Source organism: Chryseobacterium oryctis (genome assembly GCF_025971925.1).
Taxonomy (GTDB): domain Bacteria; phylum Bacteroidota; class Bacteroidia; order Flavobacteriales; family Weeksellaceae; genus Chryseobacterium; species Chryseobacterium oryctis.
Genome location: NZ_JAPDHV010000002.1, coordinates 182,003 through 197,021, shown reverse-complemented (window position 1 = coordinate 197,021; position 15,019 = coordinate 182,003). Strand labels below are relative to the sequence as shown.

The following is a 15,019-nucleotide window of genomic DNA, read 5'->3' as shown; positions in this document are numbered from 1 at the left end:
GTATGAAACGCGTATATATTCTGGAACAGAATTTTGAAAACATTGATTTTTCGAAGGGCGTCTTAGAAAAAGGTGAATACGAAAACTGCATTTTTCGAAACTGTAATTTTGAATACAAAGATTTATCTGGCTTTAATTTTAACGATTGTGAATTTATAGGGTGTAATTTAAGTATGGCTCAACTTGTTGGTACAGCTTTTCATGATGTTAATTTCAAAGAATGTAAAATGCTCGGGCTTCAGTTTAATGATTGTAATGAGTTCGGATTGTCATTTAAGTTTGACGGATGTGCTTTAAATAACTCTAGTTTTTACCAGACATCAATCAAGAAAACCATATTTAAAAACTCAAAACTGATTGAAGTTGATTTTGCTGAATGCGATTTATCTAATGCCATATTTAGTGGTTGTGATTTGTCAGGAGCTGTTTTCGACGGTACAAATCTTGAAAAAGCAGATTTTAGAACTTCCGTAAACTATTCAATAGATTCTTCTTCAAATAAGCTTAAAAAGGCTAAATTTTCACTTTCTGAAATCTATGGACTCTTATATAAACTAGATATTGAAATAGATAAAAATAGCTAAATGTTACTATTAAAAATAAAAATGCCATCAAATTATTTGATGGCTTCTTTATTTAAATCAATTATTTAAAATTAAAAACTTGTTCCGTTTGATGATGGAGTTGTAGATGCTAAATTGTTGTAAGCTTCTCCGTTTTCGTTAATAATTCTTTTCCCGAATCTGTATTTAGGTCCCCAATAAGAATCGTTTAGTGAAGAAACCATTACACCTTTAGAAGTGGCAGCGTGGATAAATTTAACTTCACCTTCTTCAGTTACGCTTTCTACGATACCAACGTGAGAAATTCTTCTGCCTTGAGAAAAGAATACTAAATCTCCTTTCTGTAAATCTCCTTTTTCAATTCTTTCTCCTTCCTGAGATTGAGCGGCTGCTACTCTTGGTAAACTAAGACCAGCTGCTGCACCGAAAACTGAAAGTACAAATGCTGAGCAGTCAATACCGTTTCTTGTTGTTCCTCCGTATCTATAAGGAGTTCCAAGATAAGTTTCTGCTTCAGTTAAAATATTATCGATTGTTTTATTATATCTGATTGACTTTGCAATCTCTGATTTTTTAATAGCGTTTTTTGCATTTGCAATAGAAGCCGCTTTTTCAGCAAGGAAAGAATCAATTAGTTTTTGTCTATCAAGCTCTGCTTTCTTTGTGTCAAGAGAAGCTAGTTTGGCATCTGTTTTGTATTCTTTTGTGTAAGTTGCTGGTTTTGAAACTACATAATTAGTAGCACACGATTGCATTGAAACTGTAGTAACTAAAGCAACTAAATAAAACAAAACTCTTTTCTTCATATATATTTGATTTATCCGTGTTAAAAAGGAATATTTATTTTCAAAAGCATTACAAAAATATGTATTCCAAGTAAAAGACCTAGGCTATATATAATTGCTGAACTCTTTATTTAACACATTTTAACATATTATTTAAGTATGTTAAAAAAAAACAAACCGCAACCGCCTATTTTTGGTGAGCTTGCGGTTTTTTTTATTAAGATTTTTTAACAAAATAATCCAGATTCCCTTTATTGATGAGCTTTTGTCTTTTAAAACTCTAATTTTCACGGTCATTAATTAAAAGCAAAAACTCCCTGGAAAAAACCGGGGAGCTTAACTAATATAGATTGTACAGGAATTATTTTGTAAATAACATTTCTCTGTATTTTGTCATTGGCCAAAGTTCATCATCAACCATCATTTCAAGTGCATCAGATGCTTCTCTGATGACATCAAATAAAGGTTTTACTTTGTTACAGTATTCTTCTGCTTGTTTTTGGCTGTCAGCTATAGATTTTGCTTTTTCTCTTGCGCTGATAAGGTCTTCAACTCCTAATTTAATTTTAGAAACGTTTTCAGAGATGCTTGCAATTAAGCTCATTTGTTCTTTTGCTAAAGATTTGAATTCTTTGTCTCCGAAAATTTCTTTAAGACCTTTTACGTTTTCAATTAATCTGTTTTGGTAATTTAAAGCAGATGGAATAATATGATTTCTAGCGATATCTCCTAAAACTCTTGCTTCAATATCAATTACAGTAGAGTATTTCTCTAATTTGATTTCGTTTCTGGCCTCAACCTCTCTGTGAGTGAAAATTCCTACTTCTTCATAAAGGTCTACGAATTTTTTGTTCATTTCCTGTTTAAGGGCTTCTGGAGTAGTTTTTAGGTTGTTTAGTCCTCTCTTTTTGGCTTCTTTAGCCCAATCGTCCGAATATCCGTCACCTTCAAACATGATATTTTTACATTGTTTGATGTACTCTCTTAAAACATTGAAGATTGCTTCGTCTTTTTTAAGACCAGTTTCAATTAAAGCGTCAACTTCTTTTTTGAAATCATTCAACTGTTTTGCCGCAATTGTATTCATTACAGTCATAGATTCTGCGCAGTTTGCAGAAGAACCTACCGCTCTGATTTCGAATTTATTTCCTGTAAATGCAAATGGAGAAGTTCTGTTTCTGTCAGTATTATCCAACAAGATTTCAGGGATTTTTCCAACAACATTTAGTTTAAGATCTGTTTTTTCGTCTGGTGAAAGTTTTCCTTCAGTCACTTTTTCTAGTTCTTCTAAAACTCTGAACAATTGACTTCCGATAAATACAGAAATAATTGCAGGTGGAGCTTCATTGGCGCCCAATCTATGGTCATTGCTTGCTGAAGCAATACTTGCTCTTAATAAATCTGCATATTCATGTACCGCTTTAATTGTGTTAACAAAGAAAGTTAGGAATTGTAAGTTTTTCTTAGGGTTTTTTCCTGGGCTTAATAGGTTTTCTCCTGTGTCAGTTGCTAAAGACCAGTTGTTGTGCTTTCCGCTTCCGTTTACTCCTGCGAAAGGTTTTTCGTGAAATAAAATGTGGAAGTGATGTCTGTGAGCAATTCTTGCCATTACATCCATCAATAAAGAGTTGTGGTCTACGGCAACGTTTACTTCCTCAAACATTGGAGCAAGCTCAAATTGGTTTGGAGCCACCTCATTATGTCTTGTTGTTACAGGAATACCCAGTTTCATACATTCAATTTCCAACTCTTTCATGAAGTTCATTACTCTTGTAGGAATTGAACCAAAATAATGGTCATCCAATTGCTGTCCTTTTGCTGGAGAGTGCCCAAGTAAAGTTTTACCTGTTAAAACTAAGTCAGGACGAGATTGATATAATGCAGAGTCAACTAAAAAATATTCTTGTTCCCAACCTAAAGTAGGAGTTACTTTTGTAACGTTTTTGTCAAAATATTGCATTACGCTTGTTGCAGCTTCATCTACAGCGTTCAATGCTCTTAAAAGCGGTGCTTTATAATCTAAGGTTTCCCCTGTGTAAGAGATGAAAATAGAAGGAATACACAATGTAGTTCCCATGATGAAAGCGGGAGAAGTAGGATCCCAAGCCGTATAACCTCTTGCCTCAAAAGTGTTTCTGATTCCTCCATTCGGGAAAGAAGAAGCGTCTGGTTCTTGTTGAATCAATAAGTTTCCACTGAATCTTTCAATTGCTCTACCACCTTCAATTGGTGTAAAGAAAGAATCGTGCTTTTCGGCAGTCGTACCTGTCAATGGCTGAAACCAGTGAGTGTAGTGAGTTACACCCTTGCTCATTGCCCAGTCTTTCATAGCTACGGCTACTTGGTCAGCAATATGTCTTTGGATTTTAGTTCCTTTTCTTACGGCATCCATAATAGATTGGAATGCTTCTTTTGTTAAATATTCTCTCATTGTTTCTTCTGAGAAAACATTTTGACAGAATAATTCTGATAATTTTACAGGAACTTCTACAGAGTTATCTCTTCTAAAGTCCTTAAAAGGTAAAGTTTCTAACGCTTTGAATCTTAAAGTTGACATAATAAGGTCGATTTTTATGAGGCAAATTTACAAAAAAAACAAAAATAAAATATTTTTACCCTAAAATTTTCAGGGGTGTTTGGTTTTTATTTTTAAATTTAGCTGTCTACTGTGTTTTGGGAAGGGGTGTTTTGGGATTTTATCTGTAAAATGTGATGTTGAAGTTTTTTGATGAGAAAATATTTGTACATAATGTATATTGTATATTGTATATAAAGTAGGTCTTAAACAACTTATTAAAAGATAGTTAAAATAAGTTGAGTGGAGATTTTGTATATTTGTGTGAAATTTATTTTATGACAAATTCTAGAACTAGAGCAAGAGAAACGACGGAAGCAATTGAAAGATTGTATATTTCTATGAGACACCTCTTTTACAGAGGTTTTTTTAAACCTGCTGGTGTTTCGGGGGAGAGTATCAGAAGTTTGTTAAAGACTATCAATCCGGAGATTTACGGAAGTATGAATATTCCAAATAAATTGGAATTAGACGGTTTAATGTATGTTTTAGACAGACTTCCGGAAGGGATTGAAGAATGTGCTTTTATTCATCTTACATCTGATGAGGGTTTTGATAAAGGAAGTTTCGAACCAATTGTTCCTAAAAAGAGAAGAAGAAACTGCTATAGAATCGATGAACACCAAATGAATATTGAAGTTCTTTTGGGTAGATCTGAGATTTACGATATTCTTACACACCTTACTTTCTTATTTATAGAAGCTGACAAAATCAGAAATCTGGCCTTCATTCAGGATGAAGGCTGGAAACCGACTCGAGCTTTTAAAATTATTGAGGAAGTAGTAAAAGGTGAAAAGAAATTTAGTAGAAAAGAAAAAGAGGTTGCTCTTATTCATTTATCATCTTTAATAGGAAGAACTTTTGATGAAACATTAACGGCTTACAATACTTTTGGAGATGATAACAACCCTGATCGTTTATTTAAAATCATCTATAACTTAGGAAAAGTAAGTTTGGAAGATGCAAAACAAACAAGGGAAAGAGAAATTCATTTCAGTGCAATATTAAAAGAAAGGGTAGGGCATCACTATTTTGGTGAAAAATGGGCGAATAAGGTAAAAGAAGTTTTATTTGAAAATGATCTTCATACACGTCCGTTACACATTATTTCTGCAAATATGCATTCGGTGAAAAATATGCTGTATGCTAATGCTGCTCTTAATAAAAAGCAAACTAAAGACGTAGATTATAAATTATATGAAGATATTTCGAACAAGAAAGAGCTTCGTGATAAGGTTTTGAAATATGCTTTGGAAGACGGAATGCTTTATATTGATGACAAGAGCGGAAGTAATATTGATGTACAAATCATTGATTTAAGCAAAACAGATTTGAAAAATACGCCATTTCAGGATATCAAGTTTGGTGGAGATGATGTTATTATGGTCTTTGATTATGCTTTCGGTGAACAGGCCTATGAAGTAATGGATGAGCTTTTAAGACCATTCGAACATAAAGGAGAGGTCTATAATATGAAGGTTAAATCTGTTTCTGTAATGGGTAAAGCCGGAATTTTAGCTGGAGGAAAAGGAGATATTATGATTCCTACGTCTCATATTTTTGAAGGAACAGCGGATAATTATCCTTTTGAAAATGCGTTGAAATTGGATGATTTTAAAGATAATGAATTAAAGGCTTTTGAAGGCGCGATGATTACGGTTCTTGGAACTTCACTTCAAAACAGAGATATTTTATCTTATTTCATGAATACTTCTTGGAAGGCTATCGGTCTGGAAATGGAAGGAGCGCATTATCAGAAAGCAATTCAGGTAGCTTCTAAAATCAGAAACCATATTGCTCCGGATTTATTTGTAATGTATGCTTATTACGCATCAGATAATCCTTTAGAAACGGGAAGTACGCTTTCTTCAGGAGGTTTGGGTCTTACAGGAGTGAAACCGACCTATCTTATTACTTTGAGAATTTTAGAAAAGATTCTACAGAGTGGAAAGAAAGAGATTTCTGCTAAAAAATAATTTGATTATTTCAATTAATATTTTAATCCTTCAAGGTTTTCAAAATCTTGAAGGATTTTTTATCTCCCGCAGATGACAGAGGTTTTCACGGATATATATTAAATGTTAAAATTAGGGGAATCGTCTGCGTAAATCTGTGTCATCCGCGGGGAAATAAATCTATCTAATCCGTAGAATTAGGAAGAACAAAAAATAATTATCTTTAGAAAAATTATAAACAATGAGTTCAACTTTACAATTATCCAAAAGATTCAGAGAAGTTATGCTTGATGGATTATGGATTGCCAATACCAATTTTAAAGCTCAGTTATCAGATGTTACCTGGGAACAGGCAACAAAAAAAGTAGGTTCTTTGAATACTATTGCCATGCTTACTTTTCATATCGATTATTATATTGCGGGATTGGTAAATGTTTTTGAAGGAGGAAATTTGGAAATCAGAGATAAATATAGTTTTGACCTTCCTCCAATTGAGTCTCAGGAACAATGGGAAGAACTTTTAAATAAACTATGGAGTGATTCTGAAAAATTTGCAGCTTTATTGGAACAAATGCCTGATTCTAAAATGAATGAAGTTTTTGTTGATGAAAAATACGGAACATATCTAAGAAATATTGATGGAATGATTGAACATGCTTATTATCATTTAGGACAGATTACTTTGATTAAAAAGTTATTGACTGATTAACTATATCTTTATATTCTCACAGATTTCACAGGACATTATTTTGAAATAATCTGCGGGATTTGTGAAATCTGTGGGAAATATTTTAACAATTAGGATAAATTTAATCTAACACTATATAAACAGAATAAAACCTCAACAAGATATCCTTATTTGAGACTTTTGTTTAAATTACATACCTTTATAAAAAAAATATTTTTTTAAATGAAAAAATCGTTTGCAATTCTATTTGCGTTTATCATTTCTCAATTTCAGGCTCAGCAAGGAGCTTATTATCAGCAGGCTGCAAAATATAAAATGGATATTGATGTTAATGCTGAAAAATTTACTTATCAGGGAAATCAGACTTTAGAATACACCAATAATTCTCCGGATGAATTAAACGTGGTTTATTTCCATTTATATTGGAATGCTTTCAAGCCTAATTCTATGATGGATCAAAGAGTGGCAAGTCAGGGTAAAAATGGAGATGGAAGATTGCAAAAAGATGGAATTTCAAGATTGGCTTCTATTCCGAAGAATGAGGAAGGAGCTCAAAATATTCACTGGCTTAAGCAAAACGGAAAAGACGTAAAGTTTGAGATTCAGGAAACAATTATGAAGGTGTATTTGGCAGAACCTATCAAACCCAATTCAACTACCACTTTCACTATGGAATGGGATGCTGTAATACCTCAGCAAATCAGAAGAAGTGGGAGAAATAACAAGGAAGGAGTTGATATGACGATGACGCAATGGTATCCGAAAATTGCGGAGTATGATTATGATGGCTGGGCAACTTTCGATTATGTTGGAAGAGAGTTTCATGCACCGTTTTCAGATTTTGATGTTACCATTAAAATCAACAAAGATTATGTAATCGGAGCAGGAGGAGTTCTTGAAAATCCGGCTGAAGTGAAAGGATATGATGCTAATGCAAAAATAAAAGCAGATAAAAACAAAAAATCAACATGGAGATGGACTGCAAAAAATATCTTAGATTTTGCCTGGAGTGCAGATCGAGATTATACTGTAAAAAGTTTTGATGTTCCGGAAGGACCGAAAGTTTTCTTTGTATATCAACCCAATGCTAAAACTAAGGTTTGGGAAGAAGCTCAACCGTATGTCACGAAATATTTCCAGTTGATGAATTCTAATTTCGGAAAATATGTTTATCCGACATACGCTTTCATTCAGGGAGGAGATGGAGGAATGGAATACGGAATGTGTACTATGATTTTAGGTGAAGCAAAAGATATTAAAGGTCTAATGGGATTAATGGTTCATGAAGGAGCGCACTCTTGGTATCAGCAAATATTGGCATCAAATGAATCTATGTATCCTTGGATTGATGAAGGTTTTACAAGCTATGCAGAAGGATTTGTAATGTACCATTTATTTCCTGAAGAACTTCCGAATCCGTTTGCCAATACTGTAAATGCATATAGAAATTTCGTTAAAAAAGGTATCGAAGAACCCGCAGTTTGGTTAGGTGATCACCACGATAACGGAACTTCTTATACTTATTCTACTTATGTAAAAGGAGAATTGTATTTGGTGCAGTTGGGATATATCATGGGAGAGCAGAATCTTAAAGAAACACTGAAACAATTTTACGATCAATGGAAAATGAAGCATCCTTCAGGAAGAGATTTTCTTCACATTGCTCAAAAAGTTTCGGGAATGGATTTGAAATGGTTCCACAATTATTGGATTAATACCACAAAAACCATCGATTATGGAATTAAAGATGTGAAATATGATGCAACATCCACAACAATTACTTTGATAAATAACGGGCAAGTTCCTATGCCAATTGATTTTGGAGTAATGACTACGGATAAAAAAATCATCACTTACCAAATTCCGTTGAATATGACACATACCTGGAAAGAAAAAGATATTTACGGGGAGTTGAAAACGATGCCTTATTGGCCTTGGACTCAAAAAGAATATACGTTAACAATTCCTTATACAAAATCTCAGTTATCTGTTTTAGGGATTGACTTCAGCTACAGATTAGCTGATGTGAATTTGGAGGATAATTTTGTGGAGGTGAAGTAATTTCTCAGCAAGAAAAAATATTGGGGTGCAGAAATTTATTTTTTGCCCCTTTTTTTGTAAGATATTGAAAGGCTGTTTTTATGAAAAGTGTTAATTTTAGAGTCTGAAAAATTAATCTGGGGTTTCAATGATGTTTATTGGAATCTTTTTTGAAAAGAAAATAAATGAATTCCATCGTCATAAACATAGGAAACAGTAATATCAGATTTGGGCTTTTTAATGGAGATAATTGTGATATTTCATGGGTAATCAATACAAAACCTTACAGAACGGCAGACGAATTGTATGTTCAAATGCTGATGCTGTATCAGACCTATAAAATTGAACCTTCACAAATTAGCAAAGTTATCATCGGTTCTGTTGTACCTCAGCTTACTAAAGTGATGAGCTCGGCCATCAAAAAAATTCACGATATTCATCCTGTTATTGTAGATAGAGCTACTCATTCCGGTGTTCTGGCAAAATCTAAACAGATGGGAACTGATATTTATGCCAACTTGGTTGCTGCTCATAATTTGTATCCGAACAGAAAAAAAATCATTCTGGATTTCGGAACAGCTCTTACAGCAAGTTGTGTTGCAGAAGATGGAGAAACTTTAGGAGTGATTATTGCGCCGGGAATCGTTACTGCCCTAAATTCGTTGATTAGTCATACAGCACAGCTTCCTGAAATTGAATTGAAAAAGCCAAAATCTGTTTTAGGATTGGATACTGTAACTTGTATGCAAAGTGGGATGGTGTACGGATTTTTAGGAATGGTTGAAGGTTTTATAGACAGAATTAATGATGAGGTAAATGATGATTGTTTTGTGGTTGCAACAGGAGGGGTTTCCCATATTTATAAACCATTAACAGAAAAAATTCATGTGATGGATAGGCTCCATACTTTGAAAGGATTGTATTTCCTTGGTAAAAATTTAGAATAAGAATTTTGATAAATAAAATAACAAAAAACCTCTCATTGTAACAATAAGAGGGTTTTATATTGAATTTATATAAAATAAATTTTAACGTTTTGATTTGAAAAACTCTTTCACAATAGCAGAACATTCGTTTTCCATAATTCCGATGACAATTTCCGTTTTTGGGTGAAGGCTAAGCTGCTTGTTAATAAAGCCTCTTTGTTCATCTCTTGCACCAATCACAACTTTTGTAATCTGAGACCAGGAAAGTGCTCCCGAACACATCACACAAGGTTCTAATGTGACGTACATGGTGCAGTTTTTTAAATATTTTCCACCTAAAAAATTAGCAGCAGACGTAATTGCCTGCATTTCTGCATGAGCTGTAACATCATTTAGAGCTTCTGTAAGATTGTGTGCTCTTGCAATTACCCTGTTGTTGGAGACAATAACGCATCCGATAGGAACCTCATCTTTTTCTAGGGCAATTTCGGCTTCCTGTAAAGCCATTTTCATGTAATATTCGTCAGTAAACATCAATCTAAATTCATTGTTAAAGGAAGTTGAAACCGAAATCTTGCAGGATCACCATTAATAATAGCGGGAGAAAACTTTTCCGGGATAGAATAGAGTGCAATTTCAGCTTGTCTATTGAAGGTGAAATTGTCTCCCTGAGCTTTCACGTTGCTGATACTTCCATCTTTTTCGACTATAAAAGCAACATTGGCTTTAATAGTTTTTGTTTCGGTATAAACGCCTTCTGTATAAAAAATATGGGCTATTTCTTGCCTTAGAGCATTAATTCCACCAGGGAAAACAGCTTCTTTATCAATAATAGGAGAGGGGCTGGCTGTCTTTTCTGGTTTTATACTATTATTTTGAAGTCTTCCTAAATCTTCAAGGTTTTTTACTTTTAATAATGCTCCTATTAATGCAACATTTTCAACGCTGTCCATTTTTTTCATAAATAGGTTGAAGTCTTGTTTTATTAGGGCTTTGTTGAATGTATTCGGCTCGGAGTCAAACTTTTTCTTAAATTCAATATTGAGCATACTTCTGTGTTGATTGTAAAAATTTTTTACCATCTTAAACTCCTCAACCTGCTGCGAAAAACAAAAAGAAGATACGAAGCTGAATACACATATAAATATAGACTTCACTTTTGATATATTTATGTAAATGTAATCAAAAAAACTGTAGTTGGTTTATTCTTCAATGTATCTGTCTAAAGATTCCTGTAAATGATTTCGGATTTCGTCAACTAAAGTTTTAGGTTCTAAAACCTGAACTTCTTTACCATAAGATAAAATTTCCTGCATAAAATCATAAGTTGGGTGTAAAAAGAACTCGAAGTAGGTGTTTTCCTGCGTTTCTTTGGTTACATTCTGAGATTGATGAAGAGGAAAGCTTTTAATATACTCACCCTGATGCTTACTGCATTTTAAAACAATTTTTTGAGGATTTTGCTCTGTTAAGTTCATTACCCCAAAAGCATTTTTGAAATGTTCTCTAAAGTTATAGTTATATTTTTCTCTAAATTTTTTATTGCTTACATCAAGATAATTTATTCTGTCTAATCCGAATGATTTTAAGACTTTATCTTTTGTATCGATAGCAATAAGATACCATCTGTCTTTAGATTCTTTCAAAGCTAAAGGATGCACTTTTCGTGAAGTCATCAGTTTGTTTTTGTAATTGTAATGCTCAAACGAAACGATTCTTTTATTACGAATTGCAAAAAATAGGTCATAAAAGTTTTCTACACCCGTTGGTTTTCTGCTTTCAAAAAAGATGAAATCAGCAAAATCCGGATGAGTATTCATGGCATTGCTTACCTGAAAAGATTCGAGAAGCTTTTGGTTGTATTCATCCACTTCCATGATTGGGCGACTTTCGATATAATAACGATTATCTCCTTTCTTTTTATTGTGAATGGAAAGGTTAAAAAGATCGGAAATTTCGCGAATATCTCTTTGCAAAGTACGGATAGAGTAGCTTTTGATATCTGCATCCTGAAATTCGAATGAGTTGAGAAGATAGTCCTCCAGCTGTGAATAAGTAGCCGGAGAACTTTCTAATCTTTTTATAATTAAGGCATATCTTGTCAGGTAAAAATCTTTTTTCATTCGGATAAATTTCTACAACAAATATATGGGCTTAATGCGACAAAAGGTGTCGTGTTTTATTTTTTGTGGAGATTATTCTTCCTTTTATTTCCGCATCGCAAAGTCTATGACTTTGAGTAAATGTAATTATTTACTGTCTTATTGTTAAATGTGAAAATTTTAAATGAAAATCCGCAAAGTATCCACTTTGCGGAGTGGGGTCATTATTTAATTTCATAAACGATCATCTTTCCATATTGCTGATCCTCTCTATCATTATATGATTCGTTGAATATAAAAAGTTCAGGTACTTTGTCATTATTAATATCCATACTATTAAAAGTAATCCAATCTGTAGATTCATAATGACGGATAGGCAATTTTATTTCACCATATCCTTGTTTAGATAAAAAATAATCTTTATCTTTTTTCATGATTTGATAATCTTTTGTATCCCAGTTGATTGTTTTGTTAGAATACTTTTTAAAGTCCAAATTCATTAATTCTGACTGAAACTTAAAGGTTTTAAACATTTTTTTTGATTCATTTCCTTTAATTAAAGGAGGTATAGCTTTGTTATTCTTGAGTAAAAGTCCATTTTTCCAAATTTTAAAATTATTATCATCGATATATATACAAAATAAACTGTCATTCGTATATACTCTTGCATTATCACCATAAGTTTGTTCTGTGAAAATTTCATTAATTTTCAGTTGGTTAGGTGTTTCTGAAACTTTTTCTTTCTGGCATGAAGAAAGTACAGAAAATAGAATAATAAATAAACTCCAATCTTTAGATTTTAGTGGGAAATACCTTTTTGATACCGCCGTATTCATTAAGCTCAACTTCATAGGTACGAGTTTTTTTCTTACCAGGATTATCAGGGTCTGGAAGTTCAACCTTGTGGCAAGGTGTGCCATCTGGAGGAGTGGGGATAGAGTAGCTTTTGATATCTGCATCCTACAACTTAAAAAAAATAAAAAATTAGAATAGAATGAAAAAATCAAGTGATTTTTATAAGCTCTCCTAATAATCAGATAAAATATTCTACATTTTGTGCATAAGCATATTCGATATCTTTTATTTCTTTTTCTGTAGGTTGGCTACTCTTGAATCGTACAATTTTTTCTTTCTTATTGTCATTTACCAAATATAATGTAGCATGTTCATGGTCTTTTTCTATCTCTAATCGAAGATTAACCTGCTTTAGGTTCTTTTGCTCAATATATTTTTTAAAATTTTTAGGCATGAGTATTTTGCAACAATAGTCATTGTTTTTATCATCAAGCCAGCACATTTCTATTTCAGAAGGTAATTTTTGATGACCTCTTTCAATAGTACGCTGATAAAAAGTTCCATCTAATGAAACATAGCCAAAACTCACTCTTCTATTATTGGGTTTTTTGAAATCAAAAACAAGATCATATTCTTTCTCATTTTCAGCCCATGCTTCATAAGGAATTCCAAAATGTTGCCAGTAAATATAATATTTCCCCCAATTTTCTAAATTTTTAATTTTATACCTATTATCCGTGCTATCATCATAATTTCCTCTTAACTTTACTTTTGTAATTTCTACGTTAACAATTTTATCCGTTTTTCTATCAATTGTATGAAACCAAACACGAATCCACCCACCAGGTGCCATTCCTACAATTAAGTCTGCAGAATTATTTTTTTCAATATCATATTGATTAAATAATCTAAGCACTTTTTCTTTTGGAATATTAACTGTTCCTTTATATACAAAATTTTCTACCGCACTATTATAGTGAATAAAAACTTCATTTGGAATATCTTTATATCTATTTCCTGAAACAACACTTCCATATGAGTTTCCCCAACCATTATCAAATGTAATTCTAGAACCATTTCTTCCATTTTTAAAATCTACAAACACATCAGCAATAGGATAATACTTAGGAGCAGAAATACCTGGCTGCCATGGATATTTTGTCTTTTGACACGAGAATAATAAAACACTAAGACTTATCATATAAAGCCAAATCCGGGCTGTATGAATCCCTTTTATACGGAGGGTCTTTAAATTCGTTTTCATCAGTAAATAAAGGAACATTGGCATAAACGGCATTGTAATTGTCTAAAGGTTCAATTAAAGGTGAATTAATTATCAAAATATTCTCTCCCTTTTCGATCTACCCACCCCTTTTTGCCGTTCGGAGTTTCAAACCTGGCGAAAGCTCCGGTATAGGGTTCTAATTTTTTATATTTTGGTTCAATGCCTATATTAGGATATAAGGTAGATAATCCATCTTTTTCTAGGTATAAATAATTTTGATAAGGAATAATCTTTTTATAATAAAATGGAATAATTTCTTTTTGTTCTTTAAAGTCCCAAACACCATATTTATTTTTTAGTTTTGAAATAATATATGATACCTTTAATGGAGAAAACAACCTCTCTTCACTATCTCCATACTCTATAATTTTTTCATTAGATGTACTTTTTCTTTTCAAAGTATATTCAATTTCCAAAATCTTTTTATTATTTAAGAACTTTGGATCTTTGCCATAAGCAGGATATTTAATATTTAAAAGTTCATCCTCTGGATCCACAAAAATATTAAATGATTTTTCCCAGATTTCATTTTTTTTAATTGTATAGATTTGATAACCATTGTTTTTGTCTTTCTTATATGGTTTATCTGATTCTTTTTGAGGGGATAATTGAGAAGTATTGCTTATTAATCCATCCTGTGTATAAGTAATCAAAGTTCCGTTCTTTAAAATAATTTGTAAAATATCTGGATTTTCGGAGTACATATAAGTTAAAATTTCTTGATCTTTATAGAGGATAGAAAGTTTCCGATCATAAATAGTTGTGTCATCAGCCTTGTGAGTTATAATCAAAATATTGATAGCTATCCGATCATAAATGGGGGGTAATAATATATTAGTTTGATCTTTCAGTCCAAATTTACCATTTTCTTCAAATTTTGTTGGAAATTTTTGTGCACCCAAGAAATTTATTAAAAATATAAATAAGAGAATAGTATGTTTCATTGTTTATAATTTTATTGGACTAATATAGTCATAATCAACAGGTTTTTCTACCATTTTTTGCCATTGATAAAGTAGTTTATAGTGAAAATCCCCGCTTCGCAAAGTCTATGACTTTGAGTAAATGTAATTATTTACTGTCTTATTGTTACATGTGAAAATCTTAAATGAAAATTCGTAAAGTGGATACTTTGCGGAGTGGAGGTAGAGTAGCTTTTAATATCTGTGTCCTGCGTCTTAAAGAAATTAGAATAGAATGAAAAAATCAAGTGATTTTTATAAGCTCTCCTAATAATCAGATAAAATATTCTACATTTTGTGCATAAGCATATTCGATATCTTTTATTTCTTTTTCTGTAGGTTG

Annotated in this window: 14 protein-coding genes; 5 read left to right on the top strand and 9 right to left on the bottom strand. The window is 32.3% G+C overall.

The window, feature by feature from the left end:
• The first annotated feature begins 2 nt into the window (after positions 1-2).
• Positions 3-584, top strand: a complete 582-nt coding sequence (locus OH806_RS04605) for a pentapeptide repeat-containing protein (protein ID WP_264742497.1) — start codon at positions 3-5, stop codon at positions 582-584.
• Between the two features lie 71 nt (positions 585-655).
• On the opposite strand, the gene OH806_RS04600 is transcribed toward OH806_RS04605, so the two are convergent.
• Together OH806_RS04600 and OH806_RS04595 are read right to left on the bottom strand one after the other, a co-directional pair.
• Positions 656-1,369 (bottom strand): C40 family peptidase, encoded by a 714-nt coding sequence (locus OH806_RS04600; protein ID WP_264742496.1) that lies wholly within the window; start codon positions 1,367-1,369, stop codon positions 656-658.
• 340 nt (positions 1,370-1,709) lie between these two features.
• Positions 1,710-3,905 carry a glutamine synthetase III family protein gene (locus OH806_RS04595; RefSeq protein ID WP_264742495.1) on the bottom strand — a complete coding sequence of 732 codons (2,196 nt, stop codon included), beginning with the start codon at positions 3,903-3,905 and terminating at the stop codon, positions 1,710-1,712.
• Between the two features lie 296 nt (positions 3,906-4,201).
• Here OH806_RS04595 and OH806_RS04590 point away from each other — a divergent pair, with 296 nt between their 5' ends.
• From OH806_RS04590 to OH806_RS04575, 4 genes are all read left to right on the top strand, one after another.
• Positions 4,202-5,899 (top strand): DUF6909 family protein, encoded by a 1,698-nt coding sequence (locus OH806_RS04590; RefSeq protein WP_264742494.1) that lies wholly within the window; start codon positions 4,202-4,204, stop codon positions 5,897-5,899.
• A gap of 220 nt (positions 5,900-6,119) precedes the next feature.
• Entirely contained in the window at positions 6,120-6,587 is a 468-nt protein-coding gene (locus OH806_RS04585; RefSeq protein WP_264742493.1) for a DinB family protein, read from the top strand.
• Between the two features lie 201 nt (positions 6,588-6,788).
• Positions 6,789-8,627 carry a M1 family metallopeptidase gene (locus OH806_RS04580; RefSeq protein WP_264742492.1) on the top strand — a complete coding sequence of 613 codons (1,839 nt, stop codon included), beginning with the start codon at positions 6,789-6,791 and terminating at the stop codon, positions 8,625-8,627.
• Between the two features lie 164 nt (positions 8,628-8,791).
• Positions 8,792-9,553 (top strand): type III pantothenate kinase, encoded by a 762-nt coding sequence (locus tag OH806_RS04575; RefSeq protein WP_264742491.1) that lies wholly within the window; start codon positions 8,792-8,794, stop codon positions 9,551-9,553.
• Between the two features lie 81 nt (positions 9,554-9,634).
• Here OH806_RS04575 and OH806_RS04570 read toward each other — a convergent pair whose 3' ends face one another.
• The 7 genes from OH806_RS04570 to OH806_RS04540 form a co-directional block, all read right to left on the bottom strand.
• Positions 9,635-10,066 carry a nucleoside deaminase gene (locus tag OH806_RS04570; protein ID WP_264742490.1) on the bottom strand — a complete coding sequence of 144 codons (432 nt, stop codon included), beginning with the start codon at positions 10,064-10,066 and terminating at the stop codon, positions 9,635-9,637.
• Positions 10,066-10,485 carry an energy transducer TonB gene (locus tag OH806_RS04565; protein ID WP_264742489.1) on the bottom strand — a complete coding sequence of 140 codons (420 nt, stop codon included), beginning with the start codon at positions 10,483-10,485 and terminating at the stop codon, positions 10,066-10,068. Before OH806_RS04565 ends, OH806_RS04570 begins: the two co-directional genes overlap by 1 nt.
• 249 nt (positions 10,486-10,734) lie before the next feature.
• Positions 10,735-11,655 carry a helix-turn-helix transcriptional regulator gene (locus OH806_RS04560; RefSeq protein WP_264742488.1) on the bottom strand — a complete coding sequence of 307 codons (921 nt, stop codon included), beginning with the start codon at positions 11,653-11,655 and terminating at the stop codon, positions 10,735-10,737.
• Between the two features lie 203 nt (positions 11,656-11,858).
• Positions 11,859-12,593, bottom strand: a complete 735-nt coding sequence (locus tag OH806_RS04555) for a hypothetical protein (RefSeq protein ID WP_264742487.1) — start codon at positions 12,591-12,593, stop codon at positions 11,859-11,861.
• Positions 12,594-12,667: 74 nt separating this feature from the next.
• Positions 12,668-13,630, bottom strand: coding sequence for a DUF2931 family protein (locus tag OH806_RS04550; RefSeq protein ID WP_264742486.1), 963 nt, complete (start codon positions 13,628-13,630; stop codon positions 12,668-12,670).
• Positions 13,617-13,769, bottom strand: coding sequence for a hypothetical protein (locus tag OH806_RS04545; protein WP_264742485.1), 153 nt, complete (start codon positions 13,767-13,769; stop codon positions 13,617-13,619). Before OH806_RS04545 ends, OH806_RS04550 begins: the two co-directional genes overlap by 14 nt.
• Positions 13,759-14,658: a hypothetical protein gene (locus OH806_RS04540; RefSeq protein WP_264742484.1), complete on the bottom strand. Its 900-nt coding sequence runs from the start codon at positions 14,656-14,658 to the stop codon at positions 13,759-13,761. The genes OH806_RS04545 and OH806_RS04540 overlap by 11 nt, the downstream gene beginning before the upstream one ends.
• Positions 14,659-15,019: the final 361 nt, after the last annotated feature.

Excerpts from the sequence above, each read along its gene's own strand:
- OH806_RS04605 (WP_264742497.1), top strand. The coding sequence starts at position 3 with ATGAAACGCGTATATATTCTGGAACAGAATTTTGAAAACATTGATTTT.
- OH806_RS04600 (WP_264742496.1), bottom strand. The coding sequence starts at position 1,369 with ATGAAGAAAAGAGTTTTGTTTTATTTAGTTGCTTTAGTTACTACAGTT.
- OH806_RS04595 (WP_264742495.1), bottom strand. The coding sequence starts at position 3,905 with ATGTCAACTTTAAGATTCAAAGCGTTAGAAACTTTACCTTTTAAGGAC.
- OH806_RS04590 (WP_264742494.1), top strand. The coding sequence starts at position 4,202 with ATGACAAATTCTAGAACTAGAGCAAGAGAAACGACGGAAGCAATTGAA.
- OH806_RS04585 (WP_264742493.1), top strand. The coding sequence starts at position 6,120 with ATGAGTTCAACTTTACAATTATCCAAAAGATTCAGAGAAGTTATGCTT.
- OH806_RS04580 (WP_264742492.1), top strand. The coding sequence starts at position 6,789 with ATGAAAAAATCGTTTGCAATTCTATTTGCGTTTATCATTTCTCAATTT.
- OH806_RS04575 (WP_264742491.1), top strand. The coding sequence starts at position 8,792 with ATGAATTCCATCGTCATAAACATAGGAAACAGTAATATCAGATTTGGG.
- OH806_RS04570 (WP_264742490.1), bottom strand. The coding sequence starts at position 10,066 with ATGTTTACTGACGAATATTACATGAAAATGGCTTTACAGGAAGCCGAA.
- OH806_RS04565 (WP_264742489.1), bottom strand. The coding sequence starts at position 10,485 with ATGGACAGCGTTGAAAATGTTGCATTAATAGGAGCATTATTAAAAGTA.
- OH806_RS04560 (WP_264742488.1), bottom strand. The coding sequence starts at position 11,655 with ATGAAAAAAGATTTTTACCTGACAAGATATGCCTTAATTATAAAAAGA.
- OH806_RS04555 (WP_264742487.1), bottom strand. The coding sequence starts at position 12,593 with ATGCAGATATCAAAAGCTACTCTATCCCCACTCCTCCAGATGGCACAC.
- OH806_RS04550 (WP_264742486.1), bottom strand. The coding sequence starts at position 13,630 with ATGATAAGTCTTAGTGTTTTATTATTCTCGTGTCAAAAGACAAAATAT.
- OH806_RS04540 (WP_264742484.1), bottom strand. The coding sequence starts at position 14,658 with ATGAAACATACTATTCTCTTATTTATATTTTTAATAAATTTCTTGGGT.